Here is a 20579-nt window from a genome sequence, read left to right on the forward strand (position 1 = left end):
CTTACAGTTCTTCTACGATAATATTATGATTAGTAAAGATACAGATGTCTGCGGCAATATTTAACGCATTTTCTGCAATTTCTTTCGCACTCATGTCATTTTGAGCATAATTTTTCATTGCTCGGGCTGCGGCCAATGCAAAATTCCCGCCTGATCCGATAGCTAAGATGCCATCATCTGGCGTAATCACTTCTCCTGTACCTGAAACAAGAAGCATTTCTTTCTCATTCATTACGATCAGCATCGCTTCAAGTTTTTGCATAGATTGCTGTGTCCGCCATTCTTGAGCTAATTCAACAGCCGCACGTTGCAGATTTCCATTGTATTCGTTCAATTTGCCTTCAAATTTTTCTTCTAAAGTAAACGCATCTGCGACACTTCCGGCGAAACCTACAACAACCTCTCCATTGTAGATACGTCGTACTTTCTTTGCTGTACCTTTCATGACAACAGATTCACCCATTGTTACTTGGCCATCTCCAGCCATGGCAAATTTTCCGTCTTTTTCGACAGCACAGATTGTGGTTGAATGAAATGGTGATTCGACCATGTTTGTTTCCTCCTAAATTTGTTCTTTTCCTTATTTTACGCTCTTGGATGGAATGAACGATAGTTTTTTTGTAGACTTTCTTTTGTTACATGGGCATAGATCTGGGTAGTTGATAAATTGGCATGTCCTAACAATTCTTGGACTGTCCGCAAATCTGCCCCATTATTTAATAAATGAGTGGCGAATGTATGGCGCAGCATGTGGGGATGGATATCGCTATCCAAGCTGCTTTTTTTGATGATCTGATTCAAGACATATTCAATACCAGTAGGCGTGATTGGTTTTCCATGATGATTCACAAAAACAATATCATGCTCTTCGTGGTATTTTGTCATCAATACCTGACGGCCTTCTGTGAAATATTCTTGTAGAGCATCTTGGGCAAAAGAACCTAGCGGCGCGTATCTCTCCTTGTTTCCTTTACCATGAATCAACATGACCTCTGAATCAAAATCAATGTCTGATACCAACAGATTACTACACTCGCTTAAACGGATACCAGATCCGTAAAGGACTTCCAGCAAAGCGCGGTTCCTCAAATCTAGAGGACTGTCTCCTGCTACGCTGTCAAAAAGTGCTTGCATTTCATTTTCATAAAAAAAGCGTGGCAATCTCAAATTTTTCTTTTTGAGATGAACGTAAGAAAATGGATTTTCTTTTATCACTTCTTCTTTGAGAAGGTACTGATAAAACGAACGTAGGCTAGCTATCTTGCGACTGATAGAGTTTCTGCTATAGCTGGGGCGATGATCAGCTAATGCACTCAAATAGACACGAACCGTAAAGTATTCCGCCTTCAGCAGATCAGCGTCTCCAGATTCCTCCAAGAAATGTTTAAAATGGAGAATATCTTCTTCATATGCTTCTTTCGTTTTTTCTGAATATCCTCTTTCGACAATCAAATAACGCAAAAATTTTTGTTCCCACGTGGCTTCCGTCATTTTCTCACCTTCCTTTTGTCCCAGAGAATAATTTAGCACAGCGTCTACAAAAAGACAAATAAATTGTCAGAATTTAACCAATATTTCTAAGTTTGTTCACAATTAATGCAATTCCTCACATTTTGTTTGAGAAATCCTTAAGGAAAACGCAAGAAAAAGAGCGAGACTATCCGTCTCACCCTCTTCATCGAGTTTGCTCACTCATTTGGGACTGCTGTTTTTCTAATTCTTTTTTTATTGTCTCATTAGCTTTTAAAGCACGTTGGGCAATTGCTTCATATCTTGCTTTTTTGTCTCGAATGCGTTCCGGCAATTCAGGAAATAGACCGTAGTTGGCATTCATTGGTTGGAAATGTTTTCCTTCCGCATGAGTAATGTAATAAGCCATGCTTCCAATAGCTGTTTCTTGTGGAAACTCGACTGGTTCCATTTCTTTTGCTAAGCGTGCCGCATTGATTCCAGCAAGTAATCCACTTGCTGCACTTTCAACATAGCCTTCTACACCAGTCATTTGACCTGCAAAGAACAAATCTTCGCGTTTCGTTGATTGATACGTCGGTTTCAGTAATTCTGGCGAATTCATAAAGCTATTTCGGTGCATAACACCATAGCGAACGAATTCAGCATTTTCCAATCCAGGAATCATCCGGAAAACACGTTTTTGCTCGCCCCATTTCAAGTGAGTTTGGAAGCCCACGATGTTGTATAAAGAAGCTGCAGCATTGTCTTGACGTAGCTGGATAACAGCATAAGGACGTTTGCCAGTTTTAGGATCTTCCAGCCCAACTGGTTTCATAGGACCAAAAAGCATTGTTTTGAAACCACGCTGTGCCATTACTTCGATTGGCATACATCCTTCAAAATATTTTTCTTTTTCAAAAGATTTAAGTTCTGCCACTTCGGCATTGATTAGTGCCTCATGGAAAGCTTTGAATTCCTCTTCTGTCATCGGACAGTTCAAGTAAGCTGCTTCTCCTTTGTCATAGCGGGACTTCAAATATACTTTATCCATATCGATCGTAGCTTTGTCTACGATCGGTGCAGCTGCGTCGTAGAAATAAAAACCATCTGAACCATTGAATGCTTTGATACTTTCTGCCAATGGATGAGAAGTCAACGGTCCTGTTGCTACTACGGTGATTCCTTCTGGTATTTCAGTAATTTCTTCGTTTATCACTGTTACTAATGGATGCTCTTTGACTTTTCGGGTAATCGTTTCAGAAAAAGAATCTCGGTCAACAGCTAAAGCACCACCAGCTGGCACTGCTGTTTCATCTGCCGAAGTGATTACTACTGAATTCAATCGTCGCATTTCTTCTTTCAATAATCCTACTGCGTTAGCCAAACTATTTCCTCTTAGTGAATTGGAACATACTAGTTCAGCAAAATTACTTGTGTGATGCGCCTCAGTCGATTTGACTGGACGCATTTCATATAAACGGACAGGTACTCCTGCTTGTGCGATCTGCCAAGCAGCTTCACTTCCGGCAAGTCCTGCTCCAACAACATTTACCATTTTCAATGAAAGAACCTCTTTTCTATTATTTTTGGATGTCTTCTTCGTAGTCTCCATTTACACAGACTACTTGTTTGCCACCTTTGACTTTCTTCTCAACCAGATATCCATCACATTTTGGACAATTTCTGCCCACTGGTTTATCCCAAGAAGTGAATTCACATTCTGGAAAACGAGAACAACCGTAGAACAGTCTGTTTTTCTTAGATTTTCGTTCGATAACTTGCCCTTCATGACATACTGGACAAGTCACACCGATTTCTTTTACGATTGGTTTGGTATTCCGACAATCAGGAAAATTGCTACAAGCATAAAACTTCCCGTATTTCCCTAATTTTATCACCATCGGATGTCCACAGACATCACAATCGAATCCTGCTGGTTCATCTTTGATTTGGATTTTTTCGATTTTTTCTTCCGCATTCGTCAGTTCTTTTTCAAACGGTTTATAGAAACGATCGACTACTTTGACCCACGCTTCCGTGCCTTCTTCGATTTTATCCAAATCTCCTTCCATTTCTGCTGTGAAATGGACATCGACGATTTGAGGGAAAAATTCACAGATCAGCGAATTGACAATCTCTCCTAATTCTGTCGGCTCAAATCTTTTTTGTGTCAATTTTACATAGTAGCGTCTTTGGATCGTATCAAGTGTTGGTGCATAAGTGGAAGGTCGCCCTACCCCGTTTTCTTCTAGTGCACGAATCAACGTAGCCTCACTGAAACGTGCAGGTGGTTGAGTAAAATGCTGTTTTGGTTCAATATCAACAGATTGGACGACATCGCCTTCTTCAAGTTCTGGAAGAATGTTTTCTTTCTCTTCTTTGCCGTCGTCTCTACCTTCCACATACACTTGCATGAATCCTTTGAATTTGATTTTTGAACCGTTCGCAATGAAGATCACACCATTTTGTTCTAATGTTACTTTCATTGTATCTAAAATAGCCGGCGTCATCTGACTAGCCACAAAACGTGACCAGATCAATGTATAAAGTTTCAATTGATCTTTATCTAAATATTGTTTGAGTTCTTCTGGTGTACGAAGCACACTCGTTGGACGCACAGCTTCATGGGCATCTTGTGCGCCTTGAGCATTTTTGATCTTTCGGTGATCATGTCTAGAAAATTCTTTTCCATACGTATCTTCAATAAATGCTGCGGCCTCTGCTTTTGCTGTATCGGCAATCCGGGTAGAATCAGTACGCATGTATGTAATCAAGCCGACTGTTCCTTGTTTACCCAAAGTGATTCCTTCATATAATTGTTGTGCTACCATCATGGTTTTTCTTGTTCGAAAGTTTAATTTACGGGCAGCTTCCTGTTGCAGGCTACTTGTAGTGAAAGGATTCGCAGGGTTTCTTTTGCGCTCTTTCTTTTCTACTTTTTTTACTTCGAAGTCTGTTCCATCAATTCTAGCAGTGACTTCTTTTACACTTTGTGCATCTGGTAACTTCTTTTTCTTACCGTCGATTCCCCAGAAATTTGCTTTGAATTTCTTGCGAGCTTTTTTAAAATTACCGTCGATGCTCCAATATTCTTCTGGAACAAATTCTCGAATCTCTTTTTCACGGTCAATAATAATTTTTAAAGCGACAGATTGGACACGTCCTGCACTTAACCCTTTCTTGACTTTGCGCCAAAGAATAGGGCTGATCGAATAACCAACGATTCTGTCTAAGGTACGACGAGCTTGCTGTGCATCTACTAAATCTACATCGATTGTTCTTGGTTCCTTAAAGGCTGCTTTGACTGCATCTTTTGTGATTTCATTGAAGACCACCCGATTTTTTTCTTTCAGATCCAACCCAAGTAGGTACGCTAAATGCCAAGCAATTGCTTCTCCTTCTCTATCCGGGTCACTTGCCAAGTAAACTTTTTGAGCTTTTTTTGCTGCGGCTTTCAGGCTTTTGATGACATCGCCTTTTCCGCGTATAGAAATATAATGGGGTTCATAATTGTTTTCAAAATCGATACCCATTTTACTTTTCGGTAAATCTCTTATATGACCAACACTGGCCATTACTTTATAGTTTCGTCCAAGATATTTCTCAATCGTCTTGGCTTTTGCAGGTGATTCTACAATCACTAAATATTTATACGCCATTACTGAATGGACTCCTTTCCATTGTCGTGTTCCTACTATTAAAAGAGGATTCATACAAATCGTAGCTAATCATATCCATTCAGAAAACGTTTGTCAAGAAAAGCAAATGAAAAGTATGGTGTTATTCTTTAAATTCTGCCAAGATATCTTCACCCGAAATCGTGCAAACTGCACCGTCTTGGATCAAATGATGACATCCGGCAGAATGTTCTGTTAAAATATTTCCTGGAACAGAAAAAACTGTTCTTCCAAGATCCAATGCTTGCTGTGCTGTTATCAGAGAGCCGCTTTTTTTCTTGGCTTCAAAGACACATGTTCCTTTAGACAAAGCTGCGATAATACGATTTCTCATTGGAAAACGATGCTTTTTCGGGCCGGATTGAGGAGGATATTCACTCAAAAGAAGATGATCATTTGCAATCACCTCTTGCAGGTCACGATTTTCAGCAGGATAGACTTGCTCTATCCCTGTTCCAATGACCGCGATTGTCCGTCCACCATGAGAGATTGCTGCTTGGTGACTGTAGGTATCTATCCCTTTCGCGCAGCCACTGACGATTACATATCCAGCTTCTACCACTGGTTTTAGTAAATAATACACTGTTTTTTTTTTGGCTAAAGCAGAAGTACGTCTTCCACCAACAACGCTTAACATATTACAAGAAAGTAAAGATAGGTCACCACTGTAAAACAGGACAATTGGCGGATAGGTCAAGTGAAGCAACTGAGGGGGATAGTTGGGATCAAAGCAAGTAATAAACGACTGTTTCAATTGGATTTTGCCCCAATTATCGTGAATTTCATGCCAACTTGTACGGAACAGCTCCCGATGTGCGGTGATTTTTCCTATCTTAACGACGTCTTCAAATCCGATTTCTTTGTAAGGATACTGCATCATCCAGTTAGCAAGTGCCCATTTCCCTTGGCTACTAATTCCTTTTGCATAAGCAAGTTTCAATAAATTCTCTTCTATTTGATACATCATAAAACCGCCTTTCGTCTCTCTTTCTAATAAGATACGTAAAAGCGGCTGTTTTTTATTGTAAATATTTTTTTACAGGTGCAAAACTTTTGCGATGGATTGGCGTAATCCCTTGTCTTTCAAGTCCTTCTAAATGTTCCTTTGTTCCATAGCCTGCATTATGCGAGAAACCATACCCAGGATAAAGCACGTCATATTCTTTCATCAATTGGTCTCGATATACTTTAGCAATGATACTTGCAGCCGCAATCGACACAGATCGTGCATCCCCTTTGATTATTTTTTCCTGCTGTATAGACAAATCCAAGGTCATCGCATCGATCAACAAATAGCTTGGTGCAATAGACAAGTTTTCTACTGCTTGGATCATCGCCAATTTACTTGCTTCATAAATATTCACTTCATCGATTGTCTGCTGATCAATGATTCCGATCCCGATGGCCAAAGCTTTTTCTTGAATTTGTTGAGAAAGAAGTTCTCGTTTTTTCTCTGATAACTGTTTTGAATCATTCAGCCCTAATATGATCTCATTTTTCGGCAAGATAACTGCAGCTGCCACGACAGGTCCAGCTAACGGTCCTCTTCCTACTTCATCAATGCCGGCAATCCATTGGTGACCTTGTGCGTACCCTTGTTTTTCAAAGCAAAACATTTCTTCATATTTTTCCTTGATCAATGCCTCTTTTTTCAATCGTCGTTCAAAAGAAACTAGCGATTGCTGTACGCCTTTGCGTGGATCGTTCCTCAATGATTCTAGTGTAGGATCATCTATTCTCTGTATGCTTTTCAATCGTTCTTTGATACTTTGGATGGATTCAGTCATCGCTTTTTTGCTCCATTTCTTCGCAACGATCCAATGTGTATCGACCAAGTTTTCCTTGACGGATATCATGCACGACTAATTCGCTACCGCGATCATAGTCTTCTTTATACCCACGTTTTGCTGTGATATCCATCAGCAATTCCGGTGCCAATTTTTCTTCTTGCTCGATTGGCAAACCATAACGATCGCTGATTCTTCCTGAATAATATCGGGCAAAAAAGTCCAATCCGTAAATCGCCAAATCATCTAAATGGACAAGTTGGTCTTTGATGGCGCCTGTCAGCGCTAGTTTTTTGCCGATTTCTTCATCTTCAAATTTGGGCCATAAAATCCCTGGTGTGTCTAACAGTTCCAACTCGTTACCCAAACGAAGCCACTGCTGACCTTTTGTTACACCTGGTTTATTTCCTGTCTGAGCAATTTTTTTGCCTACTAGTCGATTCATCAACGTAGACTTTCCAACATTCGGAATACCCAATACCATTGCCCGAATAGCGCGAGGCTTGATCCCACGAGCAGCGTCTCTTGCTCGTTTTTCTTTCAACGCTTCTTTAGCTGCAGGTACTAGCCCTTTGATTCCTTTACTTTCTTGTGCCGTGATAGCTAACGCAAGGTGGCCTTGCTTACGAAAATATTCTTGCCACAGCTTTGTCTGTTGTGGATCTGCCAGATCCGCTTTATTCAACAAAACAAGCCGAGGCTTTTGCTGAATGATCTGATCTAACATTGGATTACGAGAAGATAAAGGTAAACGTGCATCTACCAATTCAAATACGATGTCCACATATTTCATTTTTTCAGAAACTTCTCGTCGGGCTTTTGCCATGTGTCCTGGAAACCATTGGATGGTCATTGTTCTCTCCATTCCTTTCATATCGGAATATTCTCCGACTTTACTTGTTTTTTATTTTTCAATATATATTCACTTTTTTCTATTATAAAAAATCCTATCTATTAGTTAAGTGAAAGTGAACCAGTCCTCATTCTATCACATCTTCTCTTTTTTGATGATGTAAATTTTTTATTTTGATTTCTGTATACGAGTCTGATTTTTTGACAGCGCTTCCTAAATAAGAGATGATAGACGAACAATGCAGAAAGGAGACGAAACAAATGAATAGTATGGTTTTTGTTAATTTTCCTGTTGCCGATGTCAATCGTTCCGTTGCTTTTTATGAAAAGCTTGGGTTTAAAAAAAACGAAGAATTCTCTACTGAAGAAGCTAGTTCAATGGTGTGGGATGACACTTTTTGGGTGATGCTCCTCTCTCATGATTTTTATAAAAAATTTATAAAAGATAAAGAAATAGCCGATAATAAAAAAACAAGTGGCGCTTTGATTTCGTTTAGTATGGACAACGCGGATAAAGTAAAAAAATTCGCTCAAATTGCAAAAGAAAATGGTGGTGCTTTCCACGAAGTCGATATGGGAATACCTGAAGAAGAAATGTTTTCATTAGAAGTCCAAGATTTGGATGGAAACACATTAGAACCCGTATGGATGAAGAGGTAAGCAGATAACGAAACTGACGTTTTTATAACAAAAAAATAGAGATGGATGATGCGATAAGTATTCTCCACCTCTATTTTTTTCGATCGTACAATTGCCTTTTTTACAGTTTATAAAAGCAGTCTTCTTCTCATTTTATTAGTTGTTGGATGGTTATTTTTGTAAATCGCCAAGGTGTCATGACACCTTGGCGATTTTATGGTATCCTTTTCTTATTAACTGACAAAGGAGAGAACATTTTGAACACTTTGATTGCAAAAGACGTTTTTAGATTGCCCGAAATGAATGCAAGATTGTTATCGACTTCTGCCCTTTTATTAGCTCTTGATGTCATCTTATACAAGATAGCGATTGGTCCTGCTTATTTTCAAGTCACATTCGGATTTTTAAGTATGGCACTTATGGGTTATCTATATGGGCCGATCTGGGCTGGTTTGCTTGAAACGTTGTCGAACACTTTGAATTTCACAATATTTGGTTCAGGTACGTTTCAAGTTGCTTTTCTTATCACAGCATTCCTTGGTGGGTTTATCAATGGCTTATTTTTATATCATAAAAAGATAAACCTGCTTTCCGTCATCGCTGCCCAACTATTGATTATGATTCCAGTTAGCCTTTTTATCAATTCTTGGCTGATGTCTGTTTTGTTTGGTGCAGATTTCAAAGTGATTTTTCTAGGTAGGGTTATCAGGAATATGATTCAGATCCCTATTCAAATAACGGTTGTTTATTCATTTATCAAAGCTTTAGAGGCTAGAAAAGTGTTTAAACGAGCTGTTTGATTTTATGTACTAAGGTAATATGCTGATTTTGGACCATACGATAAAGAGGTTGTGACAAAAGAATGGTCACAACCTCTTTATTGTTTCTCACTGAATCCATTTTATTTCATCAAGCGGATAATAAACGAATCTTGCTTTACCTAAAATATCCGTTTTATTGATCGTACCAAATGAGCGGCTATCTTTTGAAACTCTTCGATTATCTCCAAGTACAAAATAACTATCTTCGGGAAGCTTCGATTGTCCCGTCAGTTCTTGTAGTGTGAAGTCCGTCGTATAGGATGCATTTGCATGATCTGACTTTATGTTTTTAGTTAGATAAGGCTCCTTCACTACTTTTCCATTGATCTTCAATTGATCATTTTGGTAGCTAACATTTTCTCCTGGAAGCCCAATCACTCGTTTGATATAAATCGTCCCATCTGCTAATTGAAAAACAACAATATCAAATCGTCTGATCTCCGAAAATTTTTCCATCACAACCATGTCGCCTTGTTTCAACACATTTTCCATTGAATTGCCTTCTACTGGTACAGGGATGAACAAAAATCCCCGCAACATGAACGCAATGAATCCAGAAACAAGTAAGTATTTGAATATAAGCCAGAAGCGATCAATATAGCGTTGTTTTTTTGTCAATCTCTATCAATCCATCCCTCGTTTTTTCCTTCTTTCTTTATTATAAGAAAAATATCAAAAAAATGCGACTAGATAGCTGAAATAAAAATAATTCTTTCTATCAAGCTGTTGGACAAAAAGCGCTTGGATCATAAATGGAAAGCCAATTTTTATAAGTCATGATTGTTCTCTAAATATTTTTCCCAAGCTTCGTCAAAAATATCCATGGATGGCAAATAGTCGACATTCAATTCTAGATAACTAGAAATTTCTTCGTAGCTAGAGCTGTGCTTAGGGAATTGGATATCTTTACCGGCTTCTGTAGCAAAAATAGATAAAGTATCATGTGCACCACCGCCTCGCAGTGTCATTAAATAGTGAAAAAAGCTTCGATTCACCCTTCGTTCCTCCAATTTTCTTCAATAAAGGCAGCCCGGCGTGCATGGTTTCTTTTAAAATTTTCAGGATGCTTTTTATAATACTCTTGATGGTCTTCTTCTGCTAGATAAAATGGTTGGGCTGGTTCGATTTTCGTAACGATTGGCTGTTCGAAACGTCCACTTTCAGCTAATTGTTTCTTACTATTTTCAGCAATGATCCGTTGTTCTTCTGTCAAATAAAAGATGACCGGACGATAATTGTCGCCGCGATCCTCAAATTGTCCGAAAGCATCAGTCGGATCCGTTTGCTGCCAGTAAAGTTCTACTAACTGTTCATATGAAATCAATGTTGGATCATAGATAATCTCCACTGCTTCCGTATGTCCAGTCGTTTGGCTTTTTACTTGTTCATAAGTTGGATCTGGTACGTGTCCTCCAGTATATCCTGACATCACTGTATGAATACCCGGAAGCGTATCGAAAGGTTGGATCATACACCAGAAGCAGCCTCCTGCAAATATTGCTCGTTCCATTATTATTCCTCCTCTAATACTACTCATTTGATGTTTTTTTGTTCTCTTTTGTCTTGCTTTCAGTACTGCTGTTGCTAGTTTTGTTTGTATTTGAGTTGCTTGAAGCATCAGAGGTATCTTTTGGCAAATATAGACTAAATCGAATGTCATCATTTACTAAGTCGATTTTATCTGCTTTAATATACATCCCGTTTTGCATTCGGAATTGATCCAATCTAAGCATGATAGTCAAATCATCTGTATTAACTTCGATCCAATCTGGCAATTTATAGTTTCTCTTGATCATATTCATCACATCTTTGATTGGCAAACTCAAGGTTCCAATAGAAAGACTTCTAGCTTTTAGTTGGACATTTCCATTTTCCATCACATAAGGATCAAAATATAAATAGAAATTGATAGGAAAACCTAATACTTCGAAAGTACCATTGAGTAGTGCTTCATTTTCCAAATAGAATTTATATTCGATATCACTATCTTTTTGATACTCACTAAGGAAAAAGCTAATGATTTGATTGACTTTTTCTTTATTTGAATTGATTGTGAGGACAGGATTGCCTTGCCTTTCCGTGAGGGCAGGTATTTCTGGGAGTTCTGGTTCCCGATTAGCAAAAATACGGCTACCTAAAAATACTGTCGAACCGAGTACTACCCCAAGAAGGATAAGAAAAGCGACTTTCCAGTAATTCGTTTTCTTTGCTTTGTTTGAAGTTGCTCCAGACCTTGTTTTCATGTTTTTTAATCGTCCTCCTTCTCTAGCCATTGGTTTTGTGTCTCGATCAGCTGATCTCTCACTGCATTTGCCATCAATTGATAACCTAAATTATTCGGATGGAAATGATCTTCTTCGTAAAGCACATTGTTTTTGATGCCATTTAGATTTTCTGTCGTGCTAGTTGTTTGATCTGTGCCTTCTTCTGTGACACCTACTTCTTGATTCAATCCTTGATAAAGCAAGTCATTGATTGGAATAAAGTAGCAGTTCGGCATTTTTTTCGTCACCGTTTCTGTTCCTTTGTTCCAATTATTAACGATGGTCTGCATGTCAGTGATTTCAGGAAAGTTCAAATAAAATGGATTGTAGATGCCTAAAATATAAATTGGCGCAGTTTTATTGAGGGATCGAAATTCTTCCAATAGTTCTGTGACATTTTCCTGATAGTTTTTCATCGGTTTTTTAAAGGAATTGACCGTTAACCCGAACAAATTATTTTGGATAACTTTCATCAAATCATTTCCGCCAACAGTCAGCGTGATAAAATCAGCTGTTTTGATATTGTTTCGAATTTCTTCTTTTGTTTTTACTCGCTTTAAGATTTGGTCACTTCGTTCACCATTTACACCATAGTTTTCTGTTTCAACCGCAGTCAAATTATAACGGTCTTTTAGATCATTTGCGACAAGGGGAACGAAGCCTCCTTGTTTGGTTTGATCCCCTACTCCTTCAGTCAGCGAATCTCCGATAGCTATGTAGTGAAGTTTTTCTTTTTTATTTGGATCTTCTCTCACAGTAGTTACTGGTTTCATTAGAGGGCCAGCTTTCGGTATGGAAGCAGCTAGACCTGCATAGATGATGATCGCAATTAATAATGGGAACAAAACGAGGATCAAATGCCGTTTCGTTAATTTCATCTTTTCACCTCTTGTATTCGATTGGTCTAATGTTATCAAAAATTTTATCAAAAAGGTAGTCTTTATGAAAAAAGAAAATAATTATTTCCCTATTTTTACAAAGAAAAAGAGAATAAGCTAAAAGCCTTGCAGGCTGAGGGCTTATCCTCTTTTTGACTAGTCTACGTAATACATGATTGCAAACGCGTCTTTACCAGTATGCGTAGCGATAACCGGATTCGTATGCAGTACAGGGATATGCATATCCGGAAACAATTCTTGCAGACCTTCTTTGAATTCTTGTGCCAGTTCTTTTGCATCCGCATGAGAGATGCCGATTTGCCGCACATTTGGCAATTCTTTCAGTTCGTTTTTCAAATTATTGAACCATTTGTCGAACGTTTTCTTTCCTCGCCCCTTCGTTACAGGGATCAATTCAGAGTGGGCGAAATTCATCACCACGCGTATGTTCAAAACACTAGACAGTAAACCAGTCGTTCGGCTGATTCTTCCACCTTTTACCAAGTTGTCTAGTGTGGAAATTCCGATGTATAATTTTGTATTATCTTGTACTTTTTTGACTTCTTCAAGGATTTCCTCTACTGATTTACCTTCTTTTGCTAATTCAGCTGCTCGAATTACCTGAAACGATAATCCTTGGTCAGTGGTATCACTGTCGATAACCGTTACTTTCGTTTTGGTTAAATTACTAGCTTGTCTTGCTGCTTCTACTGTTCCACTCAAGCCTTTTGTCATATGGATCGAAATCACTTCACTGCCGTCTTCTCCTAACTCATCATACATTGAGATGAATTCTCCAATCGGTGGTTGGCTGGTTTTTGGCAGATTTTTTGCTTTCGCCATCATTTCCATAAATCTTTCACCGTCTAATTGGTCATCATCCGGATATACTGTTCCGTCAATCATGATGGATAGCGGCATGACACGAATGCCTAAAGCGTCGCGTATGTTTTTTTCCATCGTACATGAAGAATCTGTTACGATTTTTACGTTTGTCATTATTTTCTCTCTCTTTCTTTAACAAGATGTCTTATTCATGTTAAACTACATGTAAGACAATTTCTATTTTTAGTATAACAGACAAATAATGATTTTTCATTAATTACACCTAGTAAAGGAGCCGTTTTCATGGAAAAAACGAAATTTAATCGAACGTATGAAATATTAAATGAAGTGTTTAATGCAGTCACCCATGGAATTGGGACTGGATTGAGTATCGCAGGACTAGTGATTCTTTTGATAAAGGGTGCCCACTTGCATTCCTCTCTCCATATTGTCTCTTATGCTATCTATGGATCGATGATGATTCTTTTATTTTTAACGTCTACGTTGTTTCATTCATTGATTTTTACAAAAGCAAAAAAGGTGTTCCAAGTATTCGATCATAGTTCGATTTTTCTTTTGATTGCAGGAAGTTATACTCCTTTTTGTTTGCTGAGTATCCGAGGATGGCTAGGTTGGACTTTATTTGTATTGATTTGGTTGTTTGCGATTCTTGGCATTATATATAAAGCGTTGACGTTGCATAAACGCGAGAGAGTATCAAAAGTATCTACGATCATCTATATTTTTATGGGGTGGCTCTGTGTCGTGGCTGCTGTTCCTCTTTATCATTCTCTTGGAATGACTGGTGTTATTTTGATGGTGGCAGGCGGTCTTTCTTACACGATAGGCGCATTCTTTTATAGCTTGAATTCTATCCGCTATATGCATGTGGTTTGGCATTTGTTTGTTATGTTAGGTGCAGGTTTTATGTACTTCTCTGTTTTATTCTTTACTTAATAAAAAAGCTATTGATGGGTCAGCTCTAAATAAAAGCTGTTCCATCAATAGTTTTTTTATCGTCTATTCGCCTGTCCCATTTTTTAAAGGATTCTCATTACGCTGATAGGTTTCAAATTGATGCGGGTAACGATTTTTTTCATCTATTTCTCCTTGACTCGTATTGATCAATGACCAATCAGACCAGTCAACAGGTGGAAAATAAGCATCTCCATCAAATACATGATAGATGACTGTCCGGTATAATATCGTACAAAAAGGTAGAAATTCTTGATAAACAGCTGAACCTCCAGCGATGAAAAAAATACCATCTGTTTCTTTTTCCAAGGCAAGCACTTCTTCTACACTATGCATAACATGCACGCCTTCTGCTGTATAGGAAGAATCTCTAGTCAAAACAATCGTTTGACGATTCGGCAACGGACGGCTGCCCATCCCTTCGAAAGTTTTACGTCCCATCACTAATGTATTTGCTTCTGTCATTTGTTTAAAGAATTTCAGATCATTTGGCAAACGCCAAGGAAGACGGTCTTCTTTTCCAATCAATCCGTTTTCGTCCTGTGCCCAAATTGCAGCTAACATTTTCTCATCCTTTCTGATTTTAAACAGCGATAGGCGCTTTGATCGTTGAATGTGGGTCATATCCTTCTAACTGGATATCTTCCATCTCAAAATCAAATACTGACTGCTTTTCCTGATTCAAAGCTAAAGTTGGAAATGCGCGTACTTCTCGGCTTAATTGTTCTTCCATTTGTTCGATATGGTTGATATAAAGATGAGCATCTCCTAATGTATGAACAAATTCTCCCACCTCTAAACCTGTTTCATGTGCAATCAAGTGAGTCAGCAACGCATAACTTGCAATATTGAACGGAACACCTAGAAAGACATCCCCACTACGTTGATACAATTGGCAGCTTAACCGTCCCTCTTGCACATAAAATTGAAACATCGTATGGCAAGGAGGCAAAGCCATGCTAGGAACATCTTCTGGATTCCATGCAGAGACAATCAATCTTCTAGAATCAGGTGTTTTTTTGATTGCTTCGATCACTTCTTTGATTTGATCAATAAAACCGCCGTCTTTTGTCTCCCAGTGCCGCCATTGATAACCGTAGATGTGGCCAAGATCACCGTATTTCTCAGCAAAGGAATCATCTGTTAGGATCTTTTCGCAAAAAAGTTTGCTCTGCTTTTTATATTCTTCATTGAATTCAGGATCTGTCAAACTTCTATGTCCAAAATCAGTCATATCTGGTCCGTTATAATCTGTACTTTTGATATAGCGTTCAAATGCCCACTCATCCCAAATATGGTTTTTATTTTGTAATAGATAGCGGATGTTCGTATCTCCTTTTAAAAACCAAAGCAGTTCGCTTTTGATCAAGCCAAAAGGTACTCGTTTCGTTGTTAACAAAGGAAAACCTTTTTGCAGATCAAACCGCATTTGATACCCGAATAAACTTAACGTACCCGTGCCTGTTCTGTCTTCTTTACGATGTCCTTCTTCCAACAATTTTCTTCCTAAGTCAAGATACGCTTGTTCCATCCCTTTTCCTCCTAATCTTCTGCCCATTCACTCAAATATTCCCAACGTGCCATTTTTTCTTCAAGTTGTGCTTCTGTCTCAGATACGTCGTTTTGCAATTCCTGTAACCGAGTGAAATCATCTCCTTGATGATTCATCTCTTCTTGGAGTAATGAGATTTTTTCTTCAAGTTCTGCAATATCCTCTTCAATCGTTTCCCATTCTTTTTGCTCCATATAAGATAATTTTTTCTTTCCAGCAGGTTCCTTGCTCTGTGTTTTTGGCTTCACTTTTTCAGCAGGCTGCTGGAGTTCTTTTTGCTTCAGCAAATAACTGGACATGTTTCCATAATAAAGTTCTTGTTTTCCGTTTCCTTGGAATACCAATAGCTTATCTGCTACCTTATCCAAGAAATAACGGTCATGGGAAACAGTGATCACAGCACCTGGGAAACTTCTGAAATAGTCTTCCAAAATCGTCAATGTTGCTATGTCCAAATCATTGGTCGGTTCATCCAATAATAACACATTGGGTTGTTGGATCAGCAGTTTCAACAAAAACAATCGCCGTTTCTCTCCGCCTGAAAGTTTGCCAATCAGTGTCCCATGCATAAATCTCGGAAATAAAAATCGTTCAAGTAATTCTGCTACCCCGATTTGACTGCCATCAACCGTTTTTGCTTCTTCAGCAGCTTCTTGCAAGTAAGCAATCATCCGTTTATCTGGCGCCATTTCTTCATTTTCTTGTGTATAATACGCAAGCCGAACCGTTTCACCGATAGAAATTGTACCGCTATCCAGAGGAATTCTGCCAGCTAGAATATTAAGTAATGTCGATTTCCCTGCCCCATTTTTACCAGTAATTCCTAGCCTTTCCCGAGATTGGATCAGCAAATCTAAATGTTCTAGCAGTGTTTGGTCATTTATACGGTAACTGCCATCTTTGATTTCCAATACTTTTTTTCCTAAACGTTGTGTCGCTAGATTCAATTCTAAGTCATCTTCTTGGTTTACTTGATATAAATTCTCCTTTAGATTTTCGAAACGGTTGATTCGTGCTTGCTGCTTGGTACCACGAGCTTGCACTCCTGCCCTCATCCATGCTAGTTCTTGCTTATAAAGTCGCTTGCGCTTTTCTTCTTGTTCTACTTCTACACGATCACGTTCTGCTTTTTCTAAGACGTAAGCTTCATAATTTCCTTTGTACTCGTATAATTTTCCAAATGAAAGTTCGAAGATCCGGTTTGCTACTCGATCTAGAAAATAACGATCGTGAGTAACCATCAATAGAGCGCCACGGTATTGTTTCAAATAGTTTTCCAACCACTCGATTGCTTGATAATCCAAATGGTTTGTTGGCTCGTCTAGTAATAGTAAATCGGGTTCATCAATCAGCACTTGAGCTAAACTAACTCGTTTTTTCTGTCCACCCGATAGCGTATTGATTTTTTTATCTAATTCACTGATTCCTAATTTTTGCAAAATAATCTTCGCATTGGTATCTGTGGTCCAAGCATCTTCTTTATTCATTTGTTCTTCTGCTTTAGCATAACGTTTTTGCACATTAGGGTCTTCTCCATTTTCCCCTAGTTCGATCAATGCTTCCTCATATGCTCGAACAGTTTGGATCAAGGGACTGTTTCCCTGAAAGACTGCTTGGAGAACAGTTAGTTCATCAGAAAATTCAGCTGCTTGAGAAAGATAACCTATACGGTAATCAGTTGGATAAAACACTGTTTGCCGATCGCCATCGCCGCTATCGATACCAGCAATAATATTTAAGAGACTTGTTTTACCCGTCCCGTTCGTCCCAATCAACCCGATACGGTCTTTTTCGTGGATCAAAAAAGAAATCTGGTCAAACAAATCTTTTTCACCATAAGTTTTTTTGAGGTCAGTTACTTTTAATTCTTTCAACGTGTTCCCTCCTTATCTTGGATATTGTATCATAAAAATAGTGAACTTCAGGAAAATTTTTTTCGAATTTGTTCTTTTTGTGTTCCAAAAAAAGAACAGGACCGATCTGATCCTGTTCTGACATGTTTTGTTTTTATCGTTCTTGAAAATCTATTTTTTTATTTCGTTGCGCTCGATTTTTTTGACTTTGCTCGAAACGCAAATCGGAAAGAAAAGTTATCTGACGGTTTGTTCATCGTGTAAGATTCTAACAAATTGATATTCCTACGGTAGCTATTCGCAGAAAACGTCGTGATTTTCTCAGCAACTTCGTATTCATCGATGATTTTTCTTTCAAGATAGTAACCTCTCAGCATTTTTTTCGTAAACAGGTTATCTTGCTGGATCATCCACGAAGAAATCAAATTCCCCGAGCTCATTTTTATTCCCTCAAGTTTGCGTTGCTGGATAAAAAATTGAAGCATTGTTTCATCATAAATATCAGTCAAGTTATCTAAACTTTCAATAATCAATTGTGTATTTTTTTGATATGTCTCCCTGATTTCTTGGATATCTTCATCACTAATAAATGTCTGACGATCCGCATACCTTCTTTGCCAAAACATTTTTGGGTGGAGAACGATTCGCATCAACCTACGGACAACAATGAACCAAAAGCCGATAAAAGATAAAAATTGACTGGTGATCGAATGTTCGAACCGGGAAAGAAAACGGGAATAAAAGCGATAACCATTAGAAGAAAGTTTACCCGAACGATAACTTTCATCTAATCCGTCGCGTTCGATCGACAAAATCAGTGCTTGTATTTCTTGTACTTCTTGCTTTTCATCATCGGTTAAATCTTCCAAGTACAGATCACGTATCCGTTCCTGGTAATTTTCTATCACTGCTTCAGTGGCTAAAAATTCTTTTGTATCACGATCAATTTCCTTTATTTCTTTTCGCAAAACTTCAACGACCTCTTCTAAGATCATCAAAGCATTCAAATCCGTGCTTTTCGCTTCCTCTGTTTCCGTCAGCATAGGCAAGACAATGATCCCTATGACCAAAGTCACTAAGATGACACCGGCCGTCAAAAACAAAAGTAAAGATCGCTGGTAAAACATCATATTATTGATTGAAAAGGGCAAAATAAAGATCGTAGCCAAACTGACTGTTCCCTTTACACCGCCAAATGTCAAAATCAAGATCTCGTTCAACTGTTTTTTGAACTTTTTACTGCCATCTTTGAATACATAAAAAAGACTGATGGAAATGAATCTAATCACAAAAAGCATAATAGAGATCAATACGATAATTGCTAACAAAAGACCATTTGGATATAAACCGTCTCCCCATACCGGCGAGAATACTTGTGTCAGTTCGATTCCTAAGAATATAAACACTAATGCATTCAGTGTAAAAGCAATAGTTGTCCATGTACTGTGGGACAAACTCGACAACTCTGCATCAAACACGGTGATTCTCCTAAAACCAGAAGCTTGGAGAATACCTGCTGCCACCGCAGCAATGATCCCAGATACATCAAATGCCTCTGCCAAGACATAGGCTAGAAAAGGAAGCAAAAGTTCGATTAGCAGATACCCTGTGACATCTTGTGCCGATGCTTTTTCAATCAAATGGATTATTTTTTGTTTGAACCAGACAAGCAAAAAACCGATCAAAGCTCCACCAATACTGGAGACCACTAAACTCACCCCAGCGTTTACTGCGGAAAAAGAACCGGTGATTAGCGCACCAAGAGCAAACTGGAAGGCAGTAACGCCAGATGCGTCATTCAACAGGCCTTCTCCTTCTAAAATATGCATTGCTTTCTTAGGAATATTCACCCGTCCAGAAAGCGAACTGACTGCTACCGCATCTGTCGGACCTAACGCTGCTCCAAAAGCAAAGCAGGCAGCAAGAGGGACACTTGGCAACAGGAATGACAACGTCGCACCTACGCCGACAAGGGTCAAAATGACTCCGCCAAATGCCAAGAACAGAATCGTCCCGAAATTTTTGAGAATCGAAGAAATATCTGCTTTTTCTGCTTCTCTAAATAACAATGGTGCAATGATCATAACCAAGAACAATTCAGGTTCAAAATCAACTGATTGTCCCCACTCTGTCAGACCTAATACCACTCCAAGGAAAATTTGGATCAGTGGAGCTGGGATCATTGGCAAAATGCGGCTAGCTATGTTCGATAAGGTGATCGTTACTGCAAATACAATAACTAACTCAGCAAATTCCATCGTCCATCCCCTTTACTTTTTATTTTGTGTAAGCATTTTTAAAAATTGTTCTTTTTTCTTTAAAATTTTGGTTTCAACTACTTCAACTTGTGTTTGATTTCCCTCTAATTCACACTGTACACGTTTTGACTCCAAACGAAGCAGATCATGTTTCAGACGTTCCAACTGACGATACATTAATATATTTCTTTTACGCAACTTACAAAGTATTTGACGGCGGTCATCCATCGAAAGGGCGCCATAGCGATCATGCAACAGTTTTTTTTGTTGTTCAAAACTTTCTCTCATTTTCTAGATCTCCTATACACAAACTTCCATCATTATAGCAAAGTTCTCTTTGAATGAAAAATATTTCATTGTTTCATCGTTTATTGCTAGTTAGAAATTTCCATAAATTTTTCAACGCCTCATTCTATTCCAAATAGTCTCAGATATCAAGTAAAACTTAAGAAAGATAAAAGTTTCTAACAAAAATAATATTTGTTTTTTTATCATATCCTCCTTGTTCCTTTGTCACAACAAAAACATACTAAGATTAGAGGGGAACATCATTGACGAATGATGTTCTCCTCTATTTTCTATTTTTAGATTATAGTGAAGATTGAAAGAAAGTTCGAACAAAGCCTTGAGGACTACGAGTCCCTATCAAAAACCGAACTTCTTTACTGTCATTTTAGAATCAGGTTTACGTATGTTGGGGACATGAGCCCGTGTATAGGAAATTGGAATCGAAATGAAGCAGTAAG

At 38.4% G+C, this 20579-nt stretch carries 20 protein-coding genes and 1 pseudogene; 3 read left to right on the plus strand and 18 right to left on the minus strand.

Annotation, left to right across the window (positions count from 1 at the left end; all coding sequences use genetic code 11):
- Position 1 precedes the first annotated feature (1 nt).
- The 7 genes and pseudogenes from hslV to ylqF form a co-directional block, all read right to left on the minus strand.
- Positions 2–550 carry an HslVU peptidase proteolytic subunit gene (gene hslV / locus AB3I27_RS03065; RefSeq protein WP_002290221.1) on the minus strand — a complete coding sequence of 183 codons (549 nt, stop codon included), beginning with the start codon at positions 548–550 and terminating at the stop codon, positions 2–4.
- Between the two features lie 35 nt (positions 551–585).
- On the minus strand, positions 586–1491 hold the full coding sequence (gene xerC / locus AB3I27_RS03070; RefSeq protein ID WP_002313869.1) for a tyrosine recombinase XerC: 906 nt from the start codon (positions 1489–1491) through the stop codon (positions 586–588).
- A 197-nt stretch (positions 1492–1688) separates the two neighbouring features.
- A pseudogene (trmFO, locus tag AB3I27_RS03075) lies at positions 1689–3064 on the minus strand (FADH(2)-oxidizing methylenetetrahydrofolate--tRNA-(uracil(54)-C(5))-methyltransferase TrmFO).
- Positions 3033–5111 (minus strand): type I DNA topoisomerase, encoded by a 2079-nt coding sequence (topA, locus tag AB3I27_RS03080; RefSeq protein WP_002345057.1) that lies wholly within the window; start codon positions 5109–5111, stop codon positions 3033–3035. The pseudogene trmFO and the gene topA overlap by 32 nt, the downstream one beginning before the upstream one ends.
- A 121-nt stretch (positions 5112–5232) precedes the next feature.
- Positions 5233–6093 carry a DNA-processing protein DprA gene (dprA, locus tag AB3I27_RS03085; protein ID WP_368022899.1) on the minus strand — a complete coding sequence of 287 codons (861 nt, stop codon included), beginning with the start codon at positions 6091–6093 and terminating at the stop codon, positions 5233–5235.
- Positions 6094–6148: 55 nt separating this feature from the next.
- Positions 6149–6916: a ribonuclease HII gene (locus AB3I27_RS03090; protein WP_104760296.1), complete on the minus strand. Its 768-nt coding sequence runs from the start codon at positions 6914–6916 to the stop codon at positions 6149–6151.
- Positions 6909–7769, minus strand: coding sequence for a ribosome biogenesis GTPase YlqF (gene ylqF, locus AB3I27_RS03095; RefSeq protein ID WP_002309567.1), 861 nt, complete (start codon positions 7767–7769; stop codon positions 6909–6911). Before ylqF ends, AB3I27_RS03090 begins: the two co-directional genes overlap by 8 nt.
- 260 nt (positions 7770–8029) lie before the next feature.
- Here ylqF and AB3I27_RS03100 point away from each other — a divergent pair, with 260 nt between their 5' ends.
- Entirely contained in the window at positions 8030–8428 is a 399-nt protein-coding gene (locus AB3I27_RS03100; RefSeq protein WP_104760297.1) for a VOC family protein, read from the plus strand.
- 236 nt (positions 8429–8664) lie between these two features.
- Positions 8665–9207 carry a folate family ECF transporter S component gene (locus AB3I27_RS03105; RefSeq protein ID WP_002313872.1) on the plus strand — a complete coding sequence of 181 codons (543 nt, stop codon included), beginning with the start codon at positions 8665–8667 and terminating at the stop codon, positions 9205–9207.
- Positions 9208–9294: 87 nt separating this feature from the next.
- Here AB3I27_RS03105 and lepB read toward each other — a convergent pair whose 3' ends face one another.
- The 6 genes from lepB to AB3I27_RS03135 all read right to left on the minus strand — a co-directional run bounded on the left by lepB (position 9295) and on the right by AB3I27_RS03135 (position 13369).
- Entirely contained in the window at positions 9295–9846 is a 552-nt protein-coding gene (lepB, locus tag AB3I27_RS03110; RefSeq protein WP_002313873.1) for a signal peptidase I, read from the minus strand.
- A gap of 149 nt (positions 9847–9995) precedes the next feature.
- Complete coding sequence (locus AB3I27_RS03115; protein WP_002309571.1) at positions 9996–10223, minus strand: YozE family protein; 228 nt, start codon at positions 10221–10223, stop codon at positions 9996–9998.
- Entirely contained in the window at positions 10220–10738 is a 519-nt protein-coding gene (msrA, locus tag AB3I27_RS03120; protein ID WP_002309572.1) for a peptide-methionine (S)-S-oxide reductase MsrA, read from the minus strand. The genes AB3I27_RS03115 and msrA overlap by 4 nt, the downstream gene beginning before the upstream one ends.
- 19 nt (positions 10739–10757) lie before the next feature.
- On the minus strand, positions 10758–11471 hold the full coding sequence (locus tag AB3I27_RS03125; RefSeq protein ID WP_104760298.1) for a YpmS family protein: 714 nt from the start codon (positions 11469–11471) through the stop codon (positions 10758–10760).
- 5 nt (positions 11472–11476) lie between these two features.
- On the minus strand, positions 11477–12370 hold the full coding sequence (locus AB3I27_RS03130; RefSeq protein ID WP_002345893.1) for an SGNH/GDSL hydrolase family protein: 894 nt from the start codon (positions 12368–12370) through the stop codon (positions 11477–11479).
- A 156-nt stretch (positions 12371–12526) separates the two neighbouring features.
- On the minus strand, positions 12527–13369 hold the full coding sequence (locus AB3I27_RS03135) for a DegV family protein (RefSeq protein ID WP_002309576.1): 843 nt from the start codon (positions 13367–13369) through the stop codon (positions 12527–12529).
- 129 nt (positions 13370–13498) lie between these two features.
- Between AB3I27_RS03135 and AB3I27_RS03140 the strand changes: the two genes are divergently transcribed.
- A complete protein-coding gene (locus tag AB3I27_RS03140) occupies positions 13499–14152 on the plus strand; it encodes a hemolysin III family protein (RefSeq protein ID WP_002309577.1) in 654 nt (217 codons plus the stop codon).
- A 63-nt stretch (positions 14153–14215) separates the two neighbouring features.
- Here the strand turns inward: AB3I27_RS03140 and AB3I27_RS03145 are convergent, their stop codons facing one another.
- The 5 genes from AB3I27_RS03145 to AB3I27_RS03165 all read right to left on the minus strand — a co-directional run bounded on the left by AB3I27_RS03145 (position 14216) and on the right by AB3I27_RS03165 (position 20121).
- A complete protein-coding gene (locus AB3I27_RS03145; RefSeq protein ID WP_002313876.1) occupies positions 14216–14734 on the minus strand; it encodes a dihydrofolate reductase in 519 nt (172 codons plus the stop codon).
- A gap of 19 nt (positions 14735–14753) precedes the next feature.
- Entirely contained in the window at positions 14754–15701 is a 948-nt protein-coding gene (locus AB3I27_RS03150; protein ID WP_002344138.1) for a thymidylate synthase, read from the minus strand.
- 11 nt (positions 15702–15712) lie between these two features.
- Positions 15713–17596, minus strand: coding sequence for an ABC-F family ATP-binding cassette domain-containing protein (locus tag AB3I27_RS03155; RefSeq protein WP_002313877.1), 1884 nt, complete (start codon positions 17594–17596; stop codon positions 15713–15715).
- Between the two features lie 158 nt (positions 17597–17754).
- A complete protein-coding gene (locus AB3I27_RS03160; RefSeq protein WP_368022900.1) occupies positions 17755–19833 on the minus strand; it encodes a cation:proton antiporter in 2079 nt (692 codons plus the stop codon).
- A 12-nt stretch (positions 19834–19845) separates the two neighbouring features.
- Positions 19846–20121: a hypothetical protein gene (locus AB3I27_RS03165; protein WP_002290188.1), complete on the minus strand. Its 276-nt coding sequence runs from the start codon at positions 20119–20121 to the stop codon at positions 19846–19848.
- Positions 20122–20579 lie beyond the last annotated feature (458 nt).

The organism is Enterococcus sp. C46 (assembly GCF_040887565.1).
In the GTDB taxonomy this organism is placed as follows: domain Bacteria; phylum Bacillota; class Bacilli; order Lactobacillales; family Enterococcaceae; genus Enterococcus_B; species Enterococcus_B lactis.